The following is a 21,615-nucleotide window of genomic DNA, read 5'->3' as shown; positions in this document are numbered from 1 at the left end:
GCTGGACGGTTTTTCGGCGAATACTGGAGAGGATGAAATCTTCACGCTCCACTCCGAGGCATCTGCCGACCAGTCCCTTCGCCCCTCCGCCGCCTCCGCCGCCGCTCGAGAAGTACGCCGTGGGCGACCTGGTGAGCCACGACAAGTACGGCCTCGGCCGCGTCACCTCCGTGAACGAGGACGTGGACGTCGTGGTCGACTTCGGCACCGAACGCCGCCGCATCCCGGCGCCCTACGCCAAACTGGCCAAGCTCTGACCCGCCCGCCGGCGGGTCCCTTCAGATCCAGATGGCGCAGGAGAGGCCGTCGCTGAAGGTCTCCGGCGGGTCCGGCAGGGCGCGGGCCTCGCCCCGGGCGACGCGGCGGGCCGTCCAGGCGGCGACGGCGGCGTCGAGCATGTCGCCCACGTTCGCCTTCAGGCCGGGGTCGCCGAGTTCGTTGGGCAGCATGATCCCGGCCCGGGCGAGCAGCTCCCGCCGCTCGTGGGAGCCCGACCAGGACGACTTGCGGGAACGCAGGTGCTCGCCGGCCAGCGCGGCGAAGCTCACCTCGGGATGCACCTCGACGACCTGGACCTGAGCCTCGCGCACCCACCGGTCCACCTGGAGGATCCTGGTCTTGAGGGAGAACGCCTGGGGAGTGAAGCCCTCACCCGCGAGGCGGAGGTTCGCCTCCTTCGCCGCGGTGAGGTTCTCGCTCTCCAGCGCCTCCCGAACCGGGACGATGGCCACCGAGTACCACTGCGGCCCGGCCTCCTTGCGCGCGAGCACGTCCGCCTGACGGCGTCCGGCGTCCGCCAGCCCGATCGGGACGTCCACCGCCACCACGTCGACCTTGCCGTCCTGTTCGACCGTGGCGACGAGCTCGTCGATCTCCGGAGCGTGGTAGGCGGTCAGCCTCCCGTCCTCCGACACCGAGACCCCGACCCAGCCCTTCTTGCAGGCGTCCACACCCAGGACACGCGGCAAGTCCATGCGGTTCTCCCCGGATTCGCACTTGTAGACGACGACCTTAGAGCCTCCAGGATCACTTCACCGGCATAACGGACAGACTACGGAAAATAGGGGCACTTCCAATCTGATTGACAGGGGAAATGCTCACACTCCGTATCCTCCATGCCATCGCCGACTTACCTGACCGTCGATCACGGAGTCGTTGCCAACGGGTTTGTTGACGCTTGAGCAACATGCCGCGTGGGAATTTCGGTCGACGGACAAGTGGCCCCCTATATCGCGGAAGCCATTGCCCATGGAAGGTCCTCTCGGCACTTTTCGAGGCCCCGGAGGTCACTTTCTCGGGCCCTCGGATCGCGGGCGCGGCGAGACCCCGCCGGGAGCCGTGAACGATCTTTAAGGTTCGGAGGGCTGGGAGGGAGGGGTCGGCGGGTAGGGAGGGACGCGACCAAGATCGTTTGACTTTCGGGAAAGGAAGCACGTGCTCCGAACTCTCCGTTTCGCAAGCGTCCTGGCCGTCGCCGTTCCGCTGAGCCTGCTCGCCGTGCCCGCCGCGAACGCCGGGCCTCCGGGGGAACCGGCGCCCGCGGCGGGGGAGTCGGCGGGGAAGCCGCCGGGCGGGGGGACCGTCACCCGGGTCGAGAACGGCGGGGTGCTGACCCGTAAGACCGTCGGGGGCGAGCAGCGGTTCGAGTACCACTTCGAGATCTGGCAGCTGAGGGGAGGCATCGACGCGACGGGCGCGAAGACCGAGCTCTCGGCGGCGATGCAGGTCCCGCTCTCCGGGCCCGCGTCGCTCGGGGAGGCCGAGGGCGCCCTCAAGGAAGGGGTCACCGTTCCGTTCGAGCTCAGCGTCGCCAAGGGCGACGCCCGGCTGTACCTCAAGGGGGAGAAGGAGGTCTGGGCCCGCATCAAGGCCACCACTCCTTACGGGTCCTACGACCACGACGTGCGTCTCTTCGACCTGGAGAACACGAAGAGCGGCGCCGGTGCGAAGGACGCCGAGAGCAAGCAGAAGACCGCGAACACGCAGATCATCCCGAGCGAGCCGGACGCGTCGAGTGAGCCGGACGCGTCGAGCGGCACCGGTTCCTGACCTCCGCGTCCGTCCACGGCCCGGCTCCCGCCGGCTCCGGTTCATCCCGTGTCGAACCCGGGTCGGCGTGGAGCCGGGCTGGAAGGCGCCTCGAAGCGTGCTCGTCCCTGACCGGCACACCCTGCGTGCCGGGTGACCTGGCCCTCGTGCTGACGCGGTGAGCGCCCCCGGCGAACCCCATGGGCGGCTCCGACCTGAAGCTCCAGACGAAGGTGAACGGCGGAGAATCGGTCTACCGCTCCTTCTACAGCGCCGCCTACGACGCGTGGGGCACCAGCGGCCCCATCACCAAGCCCTACTGATCCTCAGTTCTGCGGCTGGGGGTTCTCCCGCAGCCACTGGTCGAACTTCGCCTTGAGCCGGAGGAACTCGTTGTAGGACGTCGCGAATTCAGTGCGGCGTTCGGTCGGGTTCGTGGTGACGAAGTAGAGCCATTTCCCGTCGGCGGGGTTCATGGCGGCCTCGATGGCGGTGAGCCCCGGGTTGGAGATCGGCCCCGGCGGCAGGCCCTTGCGGCGGTAGAGGTTGTAGGGCGAGTCGATGTTCTGATGCCGTTCGCGCACGTCGATGGTGCGTTTCCGCCGGGCGTACAGCACGGACGGATCGAGCTGGAGCGGCATGTCGATCTTCAGCCGGTTGTGGATGACCCTGGAGATCCTCCGGTAGTCCTCGGGCCGCCCGGCCTCGGCCTCGATCAGACTGGCGACGGTGACGACCTCACCGGGGTCGAGCCCCAGTTCCTTCCCCCGGGAGAAGTCGACCTTCTGCGTCTCCCGCTTGAACCGGTCGACCATCATGCCGAGCAGCTGGTTCGCGGTCGCGTCCGGCGGCAGGTCGTAACGCCCGGGGAACAGATACCCCTCGACCTCGCCTTTCGCCGGCTCCGGAAGCCGGAGCGAAGCGGGATCGACCTTCTCGAACTCCCTGACCGGGATTTCCGTCGCCTGCGACAACTGCGTGTAGATCTCCGAGGCCCACCTGCCCTCGGGAACGTGCACGACGCCGATTCTGGACTTCGGATCGAGCAGCGCGGCGACGGCCGTCTGCGACGACATCCGCTTCCGCACCCGGTAGAACCCCGGCTGAAGCGTCTGGAGCTTCTCGCCCGCCGCGATGGTGAAGGCCTTGACGGACTTGACGACCCCCGCTTCCCGCAGCCTCCTGCCCACCTCGGCGGTGGAATCGCCCTTCACCACCTCGACGGTGACGACTTCCGTCCCCTGCCCGGAGTAGTCCGGAGGAGGCATGTGCCCCTGCAGCTTGGAGTAGCCGAAGTAGCAGCCCCCGCCGATCACCACGATGAGGAACAGCAAAGAGGCCACAATGGCCAGGCCACCGCGCCGCCCCTTGCGTTCGCGGCGGGAAGGTTCGCCTTCTTGCCACAGTTCCGGGTCGACGACCATCGCTTCTCCTGACCGGTCCGCCCCGACCCCGGCGAAGGTGCGATCGCCGCGCGAACACCCGATGGGGCCGGAGTTCAGAGCATGGAAAACGATGCTCTCGGGTGACCTCCCCGGCCTCCGCTTCCGTCACCACTCCACGGGCGAGTCTTTGCCCAAAGCGAGACCTCTGTTTCTGCGGGGTCCGGCGGCGGAAGGAGCCGGGAGAACCGCTGATCCCATGATCCGCGTCCCGCCCCGGTCTCGACGTGATCATGGCGGTCTCGTGGGACTGAGGCCGTCTGCCGCGTCGCCTCGATAGAGTTGGGACACCGCCCGCCCGACCCCGAAAGGCCGAGATCGACTGTGGCTGATTCGTTCGTGCACCTGCATGTTCACACCGAGTACTCCATGCTGGACGGCGCGGCGAAGATCGGGAAGATGGCCGACCGGGTCTCTGAGCTGAAGATGCCGGCGATCGCCATGTCCGACCACGGGAACCTGTTCGGGTCGTACGAGTTCCACAAGAAGATCAAGGGCGCGGGGATCAAGCCGATCATCGGCATCGAGGGCTACGTCAGCCCCGAGTCCCGCTTCCACAAGAAGCCCGTCTTCTGGGGCGAGCCCCACCAGCGCAAGTTCAACGAGCAGACCGGCGTCGGCGGCGACGTGTCGGCGAGCGGCACCTACCTGCACAAGACCATGTGGGCCTACAACGCCCAGGGGCTGCGGAACCTCTTCAGGATCAGCTCGCTGGCCTCCCTCGAAGGCCACATGAAGAAGTACCCGCGCATGGACGACGAGCTGTTCGACCAGTACCACGAGGGGATCATCGCCACCACCGGATGCCCGTCGGGCGCGGTCCAGACCCGGCTGAGGCTCGGCCAGTTCGACAAGGCCCTGGAGCACGCCGCGAAGTACCAGGAGATCTTCGGCAAGGAGAACTACTTCCTGGAGCTGATGGACCACGGCGGCATCCTGATCGAGACCGCCGTCCGCTCCCAGCTGCTGGAGATCGGCAAGAAGCTCGGCATCCCGCCCCTGGTCACCAACGACTCCCACTACGTCACCGAGGACCAGGCGAGCGCCCACGACGCGCTGTTGTGCGTCGGCACCAACTCCCAGATCGCCAACCCCGACAGGTTCCGGTTCAGCGGCAGCGGCTACTACATCCGCTCCGCCGAGGAGATGCGCGACCTCGACCACGACACGCTGTGGAAGGAAGGCTGCGACAACACCCTCCTGATCGCCGAACGCGTCGAGCCCTACGACGAGGTCTTCGCCCACCGCGACCTCGCCGCCAAGTTCCCGGTTCCCGAAGGGGAGACCGAGATGAGCTGGCTGCGCAAGGAATGCCAGAGGGGCGCGGTCCGCCGCTACGGCGACCCGGTGCCCGCGGACGTGCAGGAGCGCATCGAGTACGAGCTGTCGGTCATCGAGGAGATGGGCTTCCCCGGCTACTTCCTCGTCGTCGCCGACATCTGCCAGTACGCCCGGGACAACGGGATCTGGGTCGGGCCCGGCCGAGGATCGGCCACCGGCTCCATGGTCGCCTACGTCACCGGCATCACCGAGCTCGACCCGATCGAGCACAGCCTCCTGTTCGAGCGGTTCCTCAACCCCGAACGCATCTCGATGCCCGACGTCGACCTGGACTTCGACGAGCGTCGGCGCGGTGACATGATCCGCTATGTCACCGAGAAGTACGGCGAGGACAACGTCAGCCTGATCATCACCTATATGACGATCAAGTCGAAGGCCGCCGTGAAGGACGCCGGACGCGTCCTGGGCTACCCCTTCGCCGTCGGGGAGAAGATCACCAAGGCGTTCCCGCCCGCCGTCATGGGCAAGGAGATCCCGCTCACCGGCATCTTCGACCCCAAGCACGAGCGCTACGCCGAGGCGACGGAGCTGCGCAAGCTCTACGAGGAAGACCCCGACGTCAAGAAGATCATCGACACGGCGCTCGGCCTGGAGGGACTGACCCGCGGCACCGGCGTGCACGCCGCCGGAGTCATCCTGTCGTCCGAACCGCTCATCGACGTCATGCCGATCTTCCAGCGGCCCGACGACGGCGCCCGCATCACCGGTTTCGACGGGCCCAGCTCGGAGAACATGGGCGCGCTCAAGATGGACTTCCTGGGCCTGCGCAACCTGACGGTGCTGGGCGACGCGGTCGAGAACGTCAAACTCAACCGCGGCATCGAGCTCGACATGCTCAAGCTCCCCCTGGACGACAAGAAGACCTACGAGGTGCTCGCCCGCGGCGAGACGCTCGGCGTCTTCCAGCTCGACTCGACGATGATGCGGGACCTCACCAAGCTCATCGCCCCGACCCGGTTCGAAGACGTCTCGTCGATCCTGGCGCTCGGGCGCCCCGGCCCGATGGGCGCGAACGCGCACGTCAACTACGCGCTCCGCAAGGAGGGCAAGCAGGAGATCACCCCCATCCACCCGGGGCTCAAGGACGCGCTGGAGCCGATCCTGGGGACGACCTTCCACCTGGTCGTCTACCAGGAGCAGGTCATGGCCATCGCCCAGCAGCTGGCCGGCTACACCCTCGGCGGCGCCGACATCCTCCGTCGCGCGATGGGCAAGAAGAAAAAGGAGGAGATGGACAAACAATGGGCCACCTTCTCCGCCGGAATGGTGGAAAACGGTTACACCGAAGAGATGGCCAAGGCCGTCTGGGACGTGCTGGAACCGTTCAGCTCCTACGGCTTCAACAAGTCCCACACCGCCGGATACGGACTCGTCTCCTACTGGACCGCCTACCTCAAGGCCAACTACCCCGCCGAGTACATGGCGGCGCTGCTCACCTCGGTCGGCAACAACAAGGACCGCATGGCGGTCTACCTCGCCGAATGCCGCCGCATGAAGATCCGCGTCCTGCCGCCCTGCGTCAACGAGTCGAACCTGCGTTTCGCCGCCGTCGGAGACGACGTCCGCTTCGGTCTCGGCGCGGTCCAGAACGTCGGCGAGGGCCCCATCCACGGGATCATCTCCGCGCGCGAGGAGCACGGGAAGTTCAACGACTTCAACGACTTCCTCACCAAGGTCCCTGCGGTGGTCTGCAACAAGCGGACCATCGAGTCCCTCATCAAGGCGGGTGCGTTCGACGGCCTCGAACACCCCCGTTTCGGACTGCACCAGATCCATGAGCAGGCCATCGACTCCGTCATCGACGTCAAGAAGAAGGAGGCGATGGGGCAGGACTCCCTGTTCGGGGCCTTCGAGGACGCCGACGCGGGCAATGACGCCTTCAACGTCGTCGTACCGCCCGTCGAGTGGGACAAGAAGGTCAAGCTCGCGTTCGAGCGGGAGATGCTCGGCCTGTACGTGTCCGACCACCCCCTCAACGGGGCCGAACGAGTCCTGGAACGCAACCGCGACTACAGCATCGCCCAGATCCTCAACGGCGACGCCGACCGCGAGCGCGGCGAGATCAGGATCGCGGGGATCATCTCCGGCGTCGACAAGAAGGTCACCAAACAGGGCAACGTCTGGTCGATCCTCAAGATCGAAGACCATGACGGGTCGATCGAGGTGCCCTGCTTCCCCGCCACCTACCAGCTCTACGGGGACAACCTGGCTCCCGACCTCGTGGTCTCCGTCACGGGCAAGATCCGGATCCGGGACAGCGGAGAGGACGCCAGCGTCAGCTTCAACGCCGTCGCCATCGAGTTCCTCGACATCTCCAACGTCCCTCAGGACGGAGGCCGCGAACCCATCGTCATCGCGCTACGTGAGGACAGGGTCAACCGGGCCCTGGTCTCCGAGCTCAAGCAGATGTTCCGCACGCACCGGGGCGACACCCCCGTCCACATCCTGCTGGAGAAACTCAACCGCCGGAAGGTCCTCCTCGACCTCCCCGACTACAAGGTCGACCTGAACAACGGCGCCTTCGCAGGCGACCTCAAGGTCCTCCTCGGCCCGTCGGCCCTGGTCGAGCACTGAACGGCCGCAGAGCGGTGGAGGTCCTCTCCGCTTGACTGAGGCGACCGCGAGGGAGGTCCGCTATCCGGCCCCGAAGATGAGGGCGGCAAGGAAGCCCGCGTATACGGCGAGGCTCGCGTAACCGATCGTGCGCGGCAGCCAGCGGGGGCCTCGGCCGACGGCGGTGATGGTGAGCGCGGCCGTGAGCAGGACCCAGACCGCGGTGTGCCCGTGTTCGAGGACGGCACCGCGCACCCCCCGGGCCTCGGCGTCGACACCATCGCCGACCGTCGCGAACACGACGGTCACCCCTGCGGCCGCGACGGCCCCGACACCCGCCGCCACCCGAACCGTACGCCCCTGCGGCCTTCGGATCTCCACGCGCTCGCCTCCGCCTTCCCTCACCACGCGACGGGGGCTTCACCGCCGCCGCGACCAGAGCACGGCAAGCCTAATTCCTGAAGGCGGAACCACGACGTGATCATCCGCTCGGCGGCTTGTGGCGCTGGTAGTGGCGGGCGACGCGGACGCGGTTGCCGCAGCGGGCGGCCGAGCACCAGCGGCGGCGCGGGTGGGCGGGCAGGAACAGCATCACGCAGTCGTCGGCCTCGCACTGGCGGATCTTGACGACTGACGGGTCTGCCAGCAACTCGGCCGCGGCTTCGGCGAGCCATGACGCCGGCCGCGCTTCGGGCGGGCCGGTGCGGCGGCGGGTCAAGGTCACCGCCTCGCCGTTCCAGCCGAGCTCGGCGATGGCGGGGGCGGCGCGTTGCGCCTGGTTGAGGGCTTCCAGGTCGCCTGTCTCCGGTTGATCGCCATGACGTACGCGGTCGAGGGCGCGGGCGGTGTGGTCCCGGACCGCTCGGACGGAGACGAGGTCGGCGACGTCCGGCCCGGCGGCGGTGAACTCCCGCGCCTCGGAGAACCGTTCGGCCTGGAGCTCCAGCCAGACACGCAGGTCCTGCGGGGTGACCAGCAGGTCGCCGACGGCCGGACGGGTGTTGACGAGGTCCAGGGCCAGGGGTTCTCCGGTCAGCGGGATGAGGTCGCTCACGGCACTAATGGTACCTCGCATGGTTGACACGTTAGATCATCGGCCGTTATATCTAATGCATCTACAGGAAAGAAAGGCATTAGTCATGTCGCTTCCCCAGATCGCCCGCGTCGCCCACCGCCACCTCGACGTCGAAGGCGTCCGCGTCTTCTACCGAGAGTCCTCACCGGAGCGGGAGGACGCCCCGGTGCTGCTCCTCCTGCACGGCTTCCCGTCCGCCTCCCACCAGTTCCGCCGCCTCATCGACGTGCTCGGCCCGCACTACCGCCTGATCGCACCCGACTATCCGGGCTTCGGCCACACCGAGACCCCCGCCGGCTTCACGTACTCGTTCGACCGCCTCGCCGACATCACCGAGGGTTTCGTCCAACGGCTCGGCCTGACCCGTTTCGTCCCGTACATGTTCGACTTCGGCGCGCCCGTCGGCTTCCGGCTGGCCGAACGCCACCCCGAGTGGATCGCAGGGCTCGTCATCCAGAACGGCAACGCCTACACAGAAGGCCTCTCCGACGGCGCCCGCGACTTCATCGCCCTACGTCCCGAAACCCCCGGCGCCGAGAAGACGATCCGCGACCTGCTCACCCTGGAGGGCACCCGCGGCCAGTACGAGACCGGCGTCCCCGACCCCGCCGCGCTCGCCCCCGACGGCTGGACTCTCGACCAGCACTTCCTCGACCTCCCCGGCCGCAAGGAAGCCCAGTTGGCCCTCGCCTTCGACTACGGCTCCAACCTGGCCCGCTACGACCGCTGGCAGTCCTGGCTGCGCGACCACACCCCGCCGACCCTCATCACCTGGGGCGCCGACGACCCGTTCTTCCCCGAACCGGGAGCCCGCGCCTACCTCCGCGACCTCCCCGACGCCGAACTCCACCTGTTCCCCACCGGCCACTTCGCCCTCGAGACCCACCTCCCCGAGATCGCCCCCCTCATAGCCGACTTCCTCGACCGCAGCTGCCCCTGACCACCTCGGAACGGCGCGCCCCGCCGCGCAGATGTGAGACCTGAGGCGGATCAGCGGATGGCATGAGAACACATTGCGATCTAAAACGCATGGAGTCGCTGGAAGTGATTTCGGGTGACCCGATTCAGGTGCGAGTCGTCCTCGGGATTTCCGGGTAGTGGGTCCTCCGGCGCGAAGGGGGCCTGGTGATGCGTTGGTATCCCATGTCTTGATAGCCCTGATTTATCGGACAAGTTTGACTTGTGATCACGTGGCGGCTACTTTACCGGCGTGTCCGACGAAGAAACCTCGAAGTTCGACGCGTTGCTGAACACGAGTACTCCGTTGGCGCCCCGATCGCGTGCCGAAGCGCTGGAGCGCCTGGCAGCCGACGAAACGGAGGCGCCGCCCTCTCCCGTTCCGCCCGCGACGGACGGGACGCCGGAGGAGACGGACACACCGCTGCTCTTCGGCGGGGAGGGGCAGAGGGCGGAGACGCGTATTCCGCGGTGGGCCGGGAAACCCGCGCCCAATGACGAGCTGGAAGAACTGCTCCGCAGGATGGCCGCTCCCCGCGACGCCAGCACCCGTTTTCTCCGGGAACTCGAGGAGAAGCGCGCCGTTCTGGCTCGGGAACGGGTGACCGCCGAGGCGGGAGGCGTCTCGGTGACCATGGACGGGACGGGCCGGCTGATCTCCATGGACATCTCCGAGGACCTCTACAAGGGGCCTCATCTGCGCATCGTCGGCGAGAAGGTCGTCGAAGCCGTGGAGCAGGCCAGGACCAAGGTCATGGAGGCGGCCATGGAGCGGGCGGAATGAGAGAACACCAGATCGACTGGGCCGAGATGATCGACGAGAAGGTCAGATCCATCAACTCCCTCGTCGAGATCCGGGAAGCCGAACTCGCCGAGGTGGAGAGGGCCGCCAAGGCCGACACGGTGATCGAGCGGGAAATCGAGGGCGGCCTGGGGAAAGTGGTCCTCGACGGGAGGGGCAGGCTGCTGAAGGTCGAACTCGACCACAGGGCGGCCCGGCTGGTCGGGCGTCAACGGCTGGCGGAACGGCTGGTCCTCGCGATCAGCGGTTCCTCGGAGACCGCCGGGAATTCCGGCGGCTGACCTGCTGAAAGGCTGATCATGTCACCGCAGGATGGATTCGCAGTACGTTACGAGGCGATGCAGACCGCGTCCGAACACGTGGGGAACGCCGCGCAGCAGTGGACCGCGGCGGTGACCGCCCTCGGCGGCGGGCAATTCCAACCGCTTTCCCTGGGGATCCTCGGGAAAGGGGTCGTTTCTGGATACAACGCCGTCGTCACGGGCTCGCAGAAGACGTTGCGAGATGGTGCCACCTCGGTGAAGGGCGTCTCCACGAAACTGAAGGAGAGCTCGGCCAAGTACAAGGAGAACGACTACCTCGGCCCCATCTGAGGCCGCTGTCCGCCGACATAAAGAAATCCCCGACCCATCACGGAGGCTAGATGACCCCGCCTAAAGTTCCTGATATCGGGATCGGCCAGCCGGTGGCCTACCCGGTGGAGGCCGCGGCCACCGTGGCCAAGTGGGCGATCAGGCTCCACCACGACGCCGCCCGCGCCGCCCTGCAACTGGTGCGCGACATGGTCGGGAATCCCGAAGACGTGAAAAGGGCCGTGGGGGCCTGGCGGGGCGCCGCGACGGGGATGAACAACGCGTGGTCGGAGGAGGGCCTCGCGCACCAGGCCGTCGCGGGGATCACCGCGGGGGAGAAAGGGTGGGAAGGACCGGCGTACACGGCCTTCAACACCTACTTCACCGATCTCAAGACGACGACGGCGAGCAACCAGAATGTGCTCATCGACCTGGGGAAGGAGACCGCGACCTTCTACAACACGGTGCTGGACACCTACCGGGAGTGCGTCAACTTCATCTTCGACTGCGCGCAGGCGGTGACCTCCTTCTTCAAGAGCCTGGACTGGGAGGAAGTCGTGGCGGTCGTGGCGGCGGGGGCCACTTTCGGGGCCTCGCTTCTGCTGCTCCTGAAGCCGATGCTGGACGCCCTCGACGAGATGACGGAGAACATCCAGCAGCGGGTGGACGGATTCATCCAGATCAGCGGCAAGTTCAACACCACCCTCCTCAACCTGTCGAGCGGCTCTGCGGGATTGGCTTCCCCTCCCTCGGTGGCCGATAACGTGTGGGGCATGTGACATGAGGTGGATGGCAGGCGTTCTGCTGGCCGCGTCGCTGGTGGCGGGATGCTCTTCGGAATCTCAGGTGCCGTCGGACCCGACGAGCGGCCCCGACGACGTTCAGGAGAAGCCGGACGGAGTGAACGAGCCGATCTCATTGCCCGACGCCTGCGCATTGGTGGAGGACCCGGAGCCCGGGCTGCTGGGAAACGGAACGCTCGTAGTGGCGGACCAGTCGAAGACCGACTACAGCGTCTCCTGCGAGAAACGAACAGAACTCGGCGGATCCGGGATCTCCTCGCTCACCGTCCGGGTGAGCGCCATTCCCTCGATGGGAACCGGAGAGACGGTCCACACGGACATCCTGGAGCAGGTGAAGAGCGGGGAATGCGACCGCATCCCCGACGTCCAGGAGATCGCGTGCCTGAAGGCGGGGAAGTTCAGCAACCTGCTGCGCGTCGGACGCGGTGCTTACCAGGCCGACATCATCTTCCACTTCACCGGCGCAGGAGAGGAGAAGAGCCGCCGGTTCGCGGAGAGAACCGCGACGCAGGTCGCCCAGAAGCTCGCCTGAGCACTCTCGGGGTCTTCAGACACCGTTCGGCCCGGTCATGGGCCACGCTTCCGCCCGCGCTTGACCGCGATGGTAGTTGTAACAGAAGCTGTTGCAGTGAGGGGGTGTGATGGCGGCGAACAGTCGACTGACGATCGCGACGCACGTGCTGACGTGGTTGGCGTTGGCGCGGCGGAGTGGGCGGGAGGTGCTCACTTCGGATCAGGTCGCGGCCAGCGTCAACACCAATCCCGTGATCATCCGGCGCAGTCTCGGTGATCTGCGGCGGGCCGGCCTGGTGGAGGTGCGCCGCGGCGCCGGTGCGGGCTGGAGTCTCGCCCGCGCGCCGGAGGAGATCACCCTCCTCGAGGTGCATGACGCCGTCGACACGGAGCCGCCGTTCGGCCTGCATCACACCGAACCCAACCTGGAGTGTCCCGTCGGCCGGGGTATCCGGCCCGCCCTGAGCGAGGTCTACGGCCGGGCCGAGCGGGCCATGCGGCGGGAGCTGGCGGAGACGTCGATCGCCGACGTGCTGCGCGAGACGCTGGTGAACTGACCGACGGATCACAGTGCCGGAGGACCGTCGCATCGTTTGTTGTAACAGAATATGTTCCATCAACTGAAGAGGAGCAAGGGTGGAAGCCGTACGGTGTCCGGTCGTCGAACTGCGGCAGTACACGCTGCACCCGGGACGGCGCGACGTCCTGATCGATCTGTTCGACCGGGAGTTCGTCGAACCCCAGGAAGCGGCGGGCATGAGCGTCCTGGGCCAGTTCCGCGACCTTGACGACCCCGACCGCTTCGTCTGGCTCCGCGGCTTCGCGGACATGCCACGCCGTGCTGAGGCCCTGGAGAGCTTCTACGGCGGCCCGGTCTGGCGGGCACACCGCGACAAGGCGAACGCGACGATGATCGACTCCGACGACGTCCTGCTGCTGCGCCCGCCCTCGGCGCAGGCCGGGTTCCCGGCGCCGACCGTCCCCCGACCGGCCCCCGGCGCCCCGGCGTCGTCGCCCCCGTCCCTCATCCTCGCCACCATCTGGTACGCCCACGACCCCTTCGACACCGCATTCCTCGACTTCTTCGAACGCCGCGCCCTGCCCGTCCTCACCGCGACCGGCGCCGAACCCCTGGCCCACCTCCAGTCCGAACACGCCACGAACACCTTCCCGGCGCTCCCGGTCCGAACGAACGAAGAGGTCTTCGTCTGGTTCGCCCGTTTCCCCGACGAAGCGCACCTCGCCGACCACCTGAACCGCCTCCGGCATTCACGAGCCTGGCGCGACGGCGTCCTACCGGCCTTTTCGAAGCGATGGGCCCGAACTCCGCAACACCTGCGATTGGCCCCCACCGACCGCTCGCTGCTGCGGTGACTCCCGAGGACGTGCTCGCCGACGAATTCCAGGCGCAGGCCACCAGCCGACTTGTCTGCGACGTCAGGTATTAATGGCCCGCAGATGGCGATGACGTCTTTTACGGCCGCCGTACGGAAGGACCGTCCAGAAGAAGGAGAGCGGCCTTCCACTTCCAAGCTATAGCGCACAGGGGGGCTTGCCACAAGACCCGGGGTTCGGTGCAGGATCTCAGGCCGGACACCAAAAAAAGGGGGGCGCGGAATGCGTGTTCTGTTGTCGGTTTACGGGTCGCGGGGGGATGTCGAGCCGATGGCGGCGCTCGCGGTGCGGCTGCGGGAGCTCGGGGTGGAGGTGCGGGTGTGCGCGCCGCCGGATGAGGAGTTCGCCAAGCGGCTGGCCGGGGTCGGGGTGACGCTGGTGCCGGCGGGGGTGCCGGTGCGTGAGTTCATCAAGCGGGCCGGGCCGCGGCCGGTGGAGAACTTCCAGGAGACCGTGGCGGCGTTGCTCGCCGCGCAGTACGAGGCGGTCGCCGCGGCTGCCGAGGGGTGTGATCTGGTGGTGGCGACCGGTCTGATGCCGGCTTCGGCCGCCGCGCGGTCGGTCGCCGAGAAGATGGGCATCCCTTACGTGCTCACGGCCTACTTCCCGGGAATGCTGCCGTCGCCTCACCACCGGCCGTTCTCGTATCCGGGCCGGCCGCTCCCGCAGGACCTCACCGACAACCGGGTGTTGTGGGAGCTGGACCGCGAGAACATGAACATCATCTTCGGCGGGCCGTTGAACGCCCACCAGGCGTCGGTCGGGCTGCCCCCGGTGGAGAGCGTCCGGGACTACGTCTTCACGGACCGGCCGCTGCTGGCGGCGGACCCGACCCTCGCACCCTGGCGACGGCCGGCCGACCTGGAGGTCGTGCAGACCGGCGCGTGGATCGTCCCCGACGACCGTCCGCTCCCGCCCGAGCTGATGGCCTTCCTGGACGCCGGAACACCCCCGGTGTACGTGGGTTTCGGCAGCATGTCCATGAACACCTCCAAGGACGCGGCCCGGGTGGCCATCGAGGCGATCCGCGCTCACGGGCGCCGCGCCATCGTCTCCCGAGGCTGGGCCGACCTGGGCCTGATCGACGACGGGGACGACTGCTTCCCCGTCGGTGAGGCCAACCACCAGGCCCTGTTCGGCCGCGTGGCCGCCGTCATCCACCACGGCGGCGCGGGCACGACGACGAAGGCCGCCCTGGCCGGAGCCCCTCAAGTGATCGTCCCTCAGCTGGTAGACCAGCCGTACTGGGGCCGTCGGGTCACCGACCTGGGCGTCGGCGCGGTCCTCGACGGCCCGACCCCGACCACCGAGTCCCTGTCCGTCGCCCTCGAGACGGCGCTGGCCCCCCAGACCCGCTCCCGAGCCTCCGGCCTCGCCGGCACGATCCGCACGGACGGCGCGTCCACGGCCGCCCGGCTGCTCCTCGACACGATCAACCGGGCGAAGCAGCCCGGATAGCCCGAGCACGCCCACCACGCGCCTCCGGCAGACCCGGCTCCGAAGGGGCAGCCGGAGGCGCGCGGGCTCAAACGGCGGCGAGGCGGAGCTGTTCCTCTTCGACGATCCGGCGGGCGATGGAGGGGTCGGACAGGTCGATCGCCTCAGGGGCGGCTTCGGCCAGGTCGCTGCGGCGGGCGTAGGCGTCGAACAGGGCCTTCTTGCGGCGGAGCCGGGCGAGGATGCGTTCGTCGACGCTGTCGGGGGACAGCAGGCGGTGGACCTGGACCCGGCGGACCTGGCCCATGCGGTGGGCGCGGGCGACGGCCTGGCTCTCCACGGTCGGCTTGAGCTGGGGTTCGCAGAGGATCACGACCGAGGCGGCCTGGAGGTTCAGGCCCACGCCGCCCGCCTGGATCTGCGCCAGCAGCACGGCGTGGCCGGGGCGGGCGGTGAACAGGTCGGCGATCTCCTGGCGGCGGGTGGCCGGGACGTCTCCGGCGATCGGGCCGAACGCGTCGGGGAGCCTGGTGTGCACGGTCGTCAGCACGTCGCGGAAGAAGGAGAACACCACGACCTTGTGGCCGTTCTCGCGGGCCTCGGCGACCAGCTCCATCAGGCGTCCGAGCTTCCCGGACGTCTCGGGGACGGCGTAGGCGGCGCGGCGCATGGCCATGAAGTTGCCCGCCTCCACCGCCTGGCGGTAGACGGCCAGGTCGGCGGGGCTGAACTCCTCCCATTCCTCGGTGTGCACCAGTTCGGGCAGCTCGGTGAGCACGTCGTCCTGGTTGCGCCGCAGGTAGGCGGGGCCGACGGAACGCCGGAACGCCTGCGCTCCGGCGATGGTGTCGCCGTCGTCGACCCGCAGGTCCGGCTGGAGCATCGCGACGAGGTTCCGGAACTCCTCCACCCGGTTCTCCATCGGGGTTCCGGTCAGGAAGAGGACACGGTCGGCACGGTCGGCCCAGGCGGCGACGGCCTTCGCGCGGCGCGTGGCGGGGTTCTTGACGTAGTGGGCCTCGTCGACGACGAGCATCGCCACGTCGGAGACCGGCAGGGCGTGGAGGCCGTCGATGGTGGTGACGGCGACGCCGCCGGTCCGGCCCCATTCGGCGAGCGCCGCGTCGCGGTCGGGGCCGTGGACGCGGTAGGCGCGCAGGGCGCTGCGGGACTCGATCTCGCGGATCCAGTTGACGAGGACGCTGGCCGGGCAGGCGACGAGGAAACGGGTGTGGCCTTCGGAACGCAGGTGGGCGAGGGCGGCGACGGCCTGGACGGTCTTGCCCAGTCCCATCTCGTCGCCCAGGATGCAGCGGCGCTGCGCGAGCGCGAACCGGGCGCCGAACTCCTGGTAGCCGCGGAGGGAGACGCGGCGGTGGGTGTCGTCGAGGGGCTGGGCGTTGACGCGTTCGGCGATCTCGTGGGGCAGGAAGCCTTCGGCGCGGTCCCGGTCGGGGCGGGCGCCGGCGAGTTCGATGAGCACGCTGTAGTAGGCGGGGGCCTGGATCTCGAAGTCGATCCACGCGCTGACGCCGTCGACGGGCGGCCGTCCCAGGTCGAGGGCGGCGTCGAAGACGAGTCGCGGGGTTTCAGGGTCGGCGCGGAGCCCGGCGAGGGCGGTGAGAGCGGCGCGGGCCTCCTCGCGGCGGCGCCGTCCGGCGAAGAGACGGCGGAGCCGGCTGCGGGCGGGAGCGGCGGCGGCCAGCAGAGGCTCGATCGTCTCGGCCACGGAACGGGCGGCGGAGATCGCCCGAGGCAGGCCGGGACCGGCGTTCACCAGCGGATGGAGCGCGGTGACCAGCGCGGTGGCCTCGGGGCTGCGGTCGTCGGCGTCGAGGCGGATCGAGACGGTCTCGGCGGCCGCGGCGGCGATCTGGCGCGCGGCGGCATGGAGCTGGGTGGCGGTCTGGACGCCCACGCCAGGCAGCAACTGCAGCGCGTACGGAGTGGCGTCGAGGACGTCCAGAACGGTGGAGTACCCGGCCTGCTCGACGGGACCGAGGCGGAGCCGCCCTTCGGTGACGTCCTTGAGCCGGGCGACCGGGATCCGGGCCAGCTCGTCACGTGCCGCGTGCTCGCGGATGGGGTCGAGGGCGGCCCGCACGGCGGCGACGGCCCGGTCGTGCTCGTCGATGAACCCGCGGGCGATCCGATGCGTGCGGCCTGCCTCGTCGAGCAGCGCCCGTATCCCTTCCCGCGCGGGCCATTCGTCAGCCATGCGGAGATTATGTCGCGGCTGTTCGATCGAGGTTCCGTGAAGGCGAGGTGCTCGCGCGATGCCCCGTGAGGCCCCGGACGGTCAGGAGGACAGGGCCTCGATGGGTTCTATGCGGGCGGCTCGGGCCGCGGGGCAGAGACCGGCGATCATGCCCACGGTGAGGTCCAGGCCCGTCCCGGCCCCGATGACGCCGCCGACCAGGCCGAGGAAGGAACTCTCCAGCAGGAACTGCAGCAGGATGGAACGCCGGGAGGCGCTGATGGCACGCCGTCACGACCCCAGGATCTTCCGAGCTCTTGTCAGCGCGGCCCGGTTGGTCTCCTGGAGGGCCGTCACCTCGGTCTCGTAGTGCATGAGCGCCGCCGTCAGATAGCGGTCCTCAAGCTCCTCACGCTGCTCGGCATAACCCATCCGCTCCTCGCACTCGGCGTCGGCCACAGCGACGGAGACACCATCCCCAGATCCTGCGGCCCTGGCCCTGGCGGCTCCCGGATCACTCAGACCGGACTGCCCTTTCTCCGTCATACAAGACGACCAGGACGCGTTCAGCGTGCGCAGCTTCGGATCGGCGGCGGCTCTTTTGAGTGCTTCGGGAGGCAGAGAAGCCGCGAAGTTCTCTGTCTTGAGCATCTCCTCCAGAGAGTCGTAGACCTGCTTCTGGGACTCCGCCAGACACCCCTGGGACGAGGTCTCGATCTGCTCTCCGTTCGGTAGCGTGACGCGGATCTTCGGTGCGGACTCCGGACCGAAGAAGGCCTCGCCCCAAGCCTGTTGCTGGGCGTCGGTCTGGTCCCGGTACGGGTCGGGCCGGGACGATTCCTCCGCGGTCTTGTCCGGATACCCCTGACGTGCCTCGGCGACGCTCTGCCCGTACTCGGGAGGCGTCATCGTGGGATTGGAATCCCGTTCCAACGGTGGGATCTTCACATACATCTGGTTCTTCGCCCGCATGCAGCGCCAGATCAGTTCCTCGATAGCGGAAAGACGAGTCCCTTGGCCTGCGAAAAGCGCGTGTATCTGGTCCCGGACATTGGGGTAAGGCTTGTCCGGTAGTTTCCAGGCTATGGATTCCTCTTGTGTGGAGGGGCCGGGGGAGTCATTCGAAGAGCAGCCCGACAGTACCGACAAGGACATTCCCATGATGATCACGGCCCGGAGGGGCCGGGGGATGTCCCGGCCCCTCCGGGCGTTCTTGACCAGATCCGCTCTCATGCAGAACTCCTCCGTCGGCTCGATGGAAATCGACGCTTTTGTAAGGATCTTTGGCGGGTGAACAAGACCACGGATGGGAACTCGTCCGCAAGATCCAGAAGGGTCGGCCGCGAAGAGGCGGGGCCGGCTTCACCGGTCTGACCTGGGGGGACTTTTCTGATGCTGGGGTTTTGTGAGGAATAGGTGATTTAAGTCACAGGTTGCATATTTGGCCGGGGCGAAGAAGGGCATGCCGGTGTGCTGGAAGGCCTGGGGCGCCTGTCCGTGGCGTTCCGCTTCGCCGACGAGACGCAGGCCGCCCAGCGCGGAGAACAGCCGGGCAGAGGGCGTCGACTATCTGGCGGAGAACCACCTTCGGCCCGGGCCTGTTCTCGCGCGCTTCTCGAGCGCGGTCAGCCGGCCACTCACCTGCTCGGTCCACGCGGGGTGGCCGGAGCCGATGACCCGCTGGTACCAGTCGCGGGCGGCCGGGAGGTTCCCCTGCTCCTCCTCCAGAGCGCCGAGGCAGGCCATCGCCTCGGGGCCGCACTCGGGATGGCCGGAGTTCGCGACCCGCAGGTACCAGTACTGGGCGGCCGGGAAGCGGTGCTGCTCCTCCTCCAGAGCGCCCAGGTGGATCATCGCCTGCGGGGCCTGGTCGGCGTGGCCGGAGTCCACGGCCCGCTGGTACCACCCCTGGGCGGACTGGATGTTTCCCTGCCTCTCATCCATGAGACCCAGATGGACCATCGCCTCGGGCGCGCACTCGGGATGGCCGGTGCCGACGGCCTGCTGATACCAGCCCCAGGCGTCCTGGAGGTTCCCCTGCTCCTCCTCCAGAGCGCCGAGGTGGACCATCGCCTCGGGCGCGTAGTCGGGATGGCCGGAGCCGACCATGCGCCGATACCAGTCCCGGGCGGCCAGGGGATTCCTCCGGTCCTCCTCCAGCGCGCCCAGATAGGCCATCGCCTCCAAGGAACGCTCGGGATGCCCGGAGTTCGCGGCCCGCAGGTACCAGTACTGGGCGGCCGGGAGGTTCCCCGACTTCTCCTCCAGGAGACCCAGGTTGACCATCCCCTTCGGACCCTGGTCGGGATGGCCGGAGTCGACCATGCGCTGATACCAGCTTCGAGCGAACTCGAAGTTCCTCCGCTCCGCTTCCAGGATGCCCAGGTAGGCCATTGCCCGCGGGGCCCACTCGGGGTGGCCGGAGTCGGCGGCCCGCAGATACCATCCCTGGGCGGCCGGGAGGTTCCTCAGCTTCTCCTCGAGTTCGCCCAGGTGGATCATCGCCAGGAATGCCTGATCGGGATGGCCGGTGCGGGCCGCCGATTCGAGCAGCTCACGCGCGGACTGGAGGTCGCCGGACGCCATCCTCTGGACGCCGGTGTCGACCATCTTCTGGGCGTCTGTGTCGAGTATCTTCCGGGCGTCGGTGTCGACCGGCTCCCAGACGTCGGCGGAGGCCGGGGACTCCTGCGTCGAAGCCTCGGCCCGTGGAGGCGGAACGGCCTGGTTCAAGCCGTCGAGGAGCTGCCGACCGGTGAGACGGTCGGCGGGGTTCTTGGCCAGCAGGGCCAAGACGAGCCGGTCGAGGTGGGCCGGGGTGTCCGGGCGCAGCTCGCGGGGCGGGGACGGCTCCAGATTGAGATGCTGGCCCATCAGCGTCGTGACGGACGTGCCGCGGAACGGGGGACGGCCGGTCAGCAGCGTGTACAGGATGCCGCCGAGGGCGTACAGGTCGGTGCGGTGGTCGACGTCGTCGCCGAGCCACTGCTCGGGCGCCATGTAGGCGGGAGTGCCCACCTGCTGGCCCATCAGGGTGTGGGTGGTGGTGGCCTCGGCGATATGGGCGATGCCGAAGTCGCAGACCTTGACGCGGTCCCCCGGAAGGAGCACGAGGTTGCCGGGCTTGAGGTCCCGGTGGACGATGCCGTGCTCATGGGCCGCCGCGAGGGCATCGGCGATCTGGACGCTCAGCGCCTGGACCCGGGAGATCTCCAGCCCCTGCGGATGGTCGGCGATCTCCTCGGCGAGATTCCTGCCTTCGAGGAACTCCATGACGAGATACCACTGCCCGTCGTATTCCCCGAAATCATCGACCGAGGTGATACCCGGATGGTTCAACCGTACGGCTATCTTCGCTTCCTGCCGGAACTTGCTCAACCACACCGGACTGCTCTCGGCGACTTCCCGGTACAGGAGCTTGACGGCCACCCGCCGGTCGCGCAGCAGGTCCTCGGCCGACCACACCTCCCCGAAACCGCCCCGGCCCAGACTCTCCTCCAGCCGGTACCGTCCGGCGAGCTCCAAACCGGCCTGCACCCGAGCCTCCGTTTCCCACGACGATGACAACCGTGACAAGCAAACACCATGCCGGGTCGCGACGGCCATCGAACGATGACCGTCCGGCTTGAAAGGGCTCAGGGGCGGCGGCCCAGCAATCTGCTCAAGCCGAACACGAGGAGCGCCGAGCAACCTTTCTCGCCCAGTTTGTTCAGCACGGACTCCGCGAACACCCGTTCCTGCTCCTTATCGCTGTGGATGTTGCGGAAAGTCACCTCTACGGGATACTCGGGAAAGGGTATTCCGAAGTCTTCGTCATACTCGTGCTGAAGCATGATCTCGATGACATGGTCGCCGATCGTGCCGCCGTAAGCGTATTCGCCGCAGGACGCTTCGGGGCCTCCCAGCTCTCTCAACTCGGCTCCAACGGCCAACGAGAGGTCTCCCACCAGAGTTTCGACGTCGACATCCGTGCGGATGAAGATCTTGTGGTACTCGCTCATGATGACTCCAGTCCAGGGCCGCGCCGTCGTGACCCCGGTGATCGATTCAGCGGGTCAGATGATGGTCCTCGCCCTGATCGGCAAGGGGGGTGGAGCTACGCCCCGGAATCCGAGATCCATTACATGGTGGACGACTACGAATGGAAGACGGCAGGAGAGGCGGCGCTTCCCTCGGTCCTCAAGGAGATTGAGAACACCTTGGCCTCGGACGAGGCGGCGGCCGTCCGGTTGTGGCACCCTGCGGGGGAGACCGGCGGAAATCTGATGTTCATGCCCGGTGGCAAGGTCATCTCCTTTCTACCGGTACATCAACCGAAGATGCTCTCTGAGCCGCCTTCCGAATTCACGGACAACGGTTGGTACGTCGCCAGGCTGGTGCCCGTTCTGGCGGATCTCGGCTTGACTTCCATCCGGACCCGCGACGAGTATCCGTGAATTGGGGCCCCGCGTGTTCCGCCTGTTGTTCCATCACCTTCGACGGGGAGGCCGGATCGCGCAG

Annotated in this window: 22 protein-coding genes; 14 read left to right on the top strand and 8 right to left on the bottom strand. The window is 67.9% G+C overall.

Going from position 1 to position 21,615, the window contains the following annotated elements; translation table 11 throughout:
- Positions 1–32: 32 nt before the first annotated feature.
- Positions 33–257 (top strand): hypothetical protein, encoded by a 225-nt coding sequence (locus ABGB12_RS26150; protein ID WP_347682108.1) that lies wholly within the window; start codon positions 33–35, stop codon positions 255–257.
- A 21-nt stretch (positions 258–278) separates the two neighbouring features.
- Here ABGB12_RS26150 and ABGB12_RS26145 read toward each other — a convergent pair whose 3' ends face one another.
- Complete coding sequence (locus tag ABGB12_RS26145; RefSeq protein WP_347682107.1) at positions 279–974, bottom strand: DUF429 domain-containing protein; 696 nt, start codon at positions 972–974, stop codon at positions 279–281.
- Positions 975–1,434: 460 nt separating this feature from the next.
- Here ABGB12_RS26145 and ABGB12_RS26140 point away from each other — a divergent pair, with 460 nt between their 5' ends.
- Both ABGB12_RS26140 and ABGB12_RS26135 read left to right on the top strand, forming a co-directional pair.
- Positions 1,435–2,049, top strand: a complete 615-nt coding sequence (locus tag ABGB12_RS26140) for a hypothetical protein (RefSeq protein ID WP_347682106.1) — start codon at positions 1,435–1,437, stop codon at positions 2,047–2,049.
- 179 nt (positions 2,050–2,228) lie between these two features.
- Positions 2,229–2,351 carry a hypothetical protein gene (locus ABGB12_RS26135; RefSeq protein WP_347682105.1) on the top strand — a complete coding sequence of 41 codons (123 nt, stop codon included), beginning with the start codon at positions 2,229–2,231 and terminating at the stop codon, positions 2,349–2,351.
- Positions 2,352–2,354: 3 nt separating this feature from the next.
- On the opposite strand, the gene mltG is transcribed toward ABGB12_RS26135, so the two are convergent.
- Positions 2,355–3,452: an endolytic transglycosylase MltG gene (gene mltG / locus ABGB12_RS26130; protein ID WP_347682104.1), complete on the bottom strand. Its 1,098-nt coding sequence runs from the start codon at positions 3,450–3,452 to the stop codon at positions 2,355–2,357.
- Between the two features lie 342 nt (positions 3,453–3,794).
- Between mltG and dnaE the strand changes: the two genes are divergently transcribed.
- Entirely contained in the window at positions 3,795–7,385 is a 3,591-nt protein-coding gene (gene dnaE, locus ABGB12_RS26125; protein WP_347682103.1) for a DNA polymerase III subunit alpha, read from the top strand.
- 60 nt (positions 7,386–7,445) lie between these two features.
- Here dnaE and ABGB12_RS26120 read toward each other — a convergent pair whose 3' ends face one another.
- Both ABGB12_RS26120 and ABGB12_RS26115 read right to left on the bottom strand, forming a co-directional pair.
- The gene (locus ABGB12_RS26120) at positions 7,446–7,745 is read right to left on the bottom strand and encodes a hypothetical protein (RefSeq protein ID WP_347682102.1); all 300 of its coding nucleotides are present in this window, start codon (positions 7,743–7,745) and stop codon (positions 7,446–7,448) included.
- 100 nt (positions 7,746–7,845) lie between these two features.
- Positions 7,846–8,418 (bottom strand): ABATE domain-containing protein, encoded by a 573-nt coding sequence (locus ABGB12_RS26115; protein ID WP_347682101.1) that lies wholly within the window; start codon positions 8,416–8,418, stop codon positions 7,846–7,848.
- 85 nt (positions 8,419–8,503) lie between these two features.
- Between ABGB12_RS26115 and ABGB12_RS26110 the strand changes: the two genes are divergently transcribed.
- From ABGB12_RS26110 to ABGB12_RS26070, 9 genes are all read left to right on the top strand, one after another.
- Positions 8,504–9,379 (top strand): alpha/beta hydrolase, encoded by an 876-nt coding sequence (locus ABGB12_RS26110; protein WP_347682100.1) that lies wholly within the window; start codon positions 8,504–8,506, stop codon positions 9,377–9,379.
- Between the two features lie 270 nt (positions 9,380–9,649).
- Positions 9,650–10,180, top strand: coding sequence for a YbaB/EbfC family nucleoid-associated protein (locus ABGB12_RS26105; RefSeq protein WP_347682099.1), 531 nt, complete (start codon positions 9,650–9,652; stop codon positions 10,178–10,180).
- Positions 10,177–10,479, top strand: a complete 303-nt coding sequence (locus tag ABGB12_RS26100) for a hypothetical protein (RefSeq protein ID WP_347682098.1) — start codon at positions 10,177–10,179, stop codon at positions 10,477–10,479. Before ABGB12_RS26105 ends, ABGB12_RS26100 begins: the two co-directional genes overlap by 4 nt.
- A gap of 18 nt (positions 10,480–10,497) precedes the next feature.
- Entirely contained in the window at positions 10,498–10,791 is a 294-nt protein-coding gene (locus ABGB12_RS26095; RefSeq protein WP_347682097.1) for a type VII secretion target, read from the top strand.
- 50 nt (positions 10,792–10,841) lie between these two features.
- On the top strand, positions 10,842–11,549 hold the full coding sequence (locus ABGB12_RS26090; RefSeq protein ID WP_347682096.1) for a hypothetical protein: 708 nt from the start codon (positions 10,842–10,844) through the stop codon (positions 11,547–11,549).
- Between the two features lie 10 nt (positions 11,550–11,559).
- Positions 11,560–12,105, top strand: coding sequence for a hypothetical protein (locus ABGB12_RS26085; protein WP_347682095.1), 546 nt, complete (start codon positions 11,560–11,562; stop codon positions 12,103–12,105).
- Positions 12,106–12,214: 109 nt separating this feature from the next.
- Positions 12,215–12,643: an Rrf2 family transcriptional regulator gene (locus tag ABGB12_RS26080; protein WP_347682094.1), complete on the top strand. Its 429-nt coding sequence runs from the start codon at positions 12,215–12,217 to the stop codon at positions 12,641–12,643.
- 79 nt (positions 12,644–12,722) lie between these two features.
- Positions 12,723–13,460, top strand: coding sequence for an NIPSNAP family protein (locus ABGB12_RS26075; RefSeq protein WP_347682093.1), 738 nt, complete (start codon positions 12,723–12,725; stop codon positions 13,458–13,460).
- Positions 13,461–13,703: 243 nt separating this feature from the next.
- A complete protein-coding gene (locus ABGB12_RS26070) occupies positions 13,704–14,939 on the top strand; it encodes a glycosyltransferase (protein WP_347682092.1) in 1,236 nt (411 codons plus the stop codon).
- Between the two features lie 67 nt (positions 14,940–15,006).
- On the opposite strand, the gene ABGB12_RS26065 is transcribed toward ABGB12_RS26070, so the two are convergent.
- From ABGB12_RS26065 to ABGB12_RS26050, 4 genes are all read right to left on the bottom strand, one after another.
- Positions 15,007–17,136, bottom strand: coding sequence for a DEAD/DEAH box helicase (locus tag ABGB12_RS26065; protein ID WP_347682091.1), 2,130 nt, complete (start codon positions 17,134–17,136; stop codon positions 15,007–15,009).
- A 270-nt stretch (positions 17,137–17,406) separates the two neighbouring features.
- On the bottom strand, positions 17,407–18,348 hold the full coding sequence (locus ABGB12_RS26060) for a hypothetical protein (protein WP_347682090.1): 942 nt from the start codon (positions 18,346–18,348) through the stop codon (positions 17,407–17,409).
- A 333-nt stretch (positions 18,349–18,681) separates the two neighbouring features.
- Positions 18,682–20,652 (bottom strand): serine/threonine-protein kinase, encoded by a 1,971-nt coding sequence (locus ABGB12_RS26055; RefSeq protein ID WP_347682089.1) that lies wholly within the window; start codon positions 20,650–20,652, stop codon positions 18,682–18,684.
- A 98-nt stretch (positions 20,653–20,750) separates the two neighbouring features.
- Complete coding sequence (locus ABGB12_RS26050; RefSeq protein WP_347682088.1) at positions 20,751–21,116, bottom strand: hypothetical protein; 366 nt, start codon at positions 21,114–21,116, stop codon at positions 20,751–20,753.
- Between the two features lie 126 nt (positions 21,117–21,242).
- Between ABGB12_RS26050 and ABGB12_RS26045 the strand changes: the two genes are divergently transcribed.
- Positions 21,243–21,551, top strand: a complete 309-nt coding sequence (locus ABGB12_RS26045; RefSeq protein ID WP_347682087.1) for a hypothetical protein — start codon at positions 21,243–21,245, stop codon at positions 21,549–21,551.
- Positions 21,552–21,615: the final 64 nt, after the last annotated feature.

The organism is Actinocorallia sp. B10E7 (assembly GCF_039871655.1).
Lineage (GTDB): Bacteria > Actinomycetota > Actinomycetes > Streptosporangiales > Streptosporangiaceae > Actinocorallia.
Note: the sequence above shows the minus strand (reverse complement) of the source record. Positions and strands in the feature narration are given on the sequence as shown.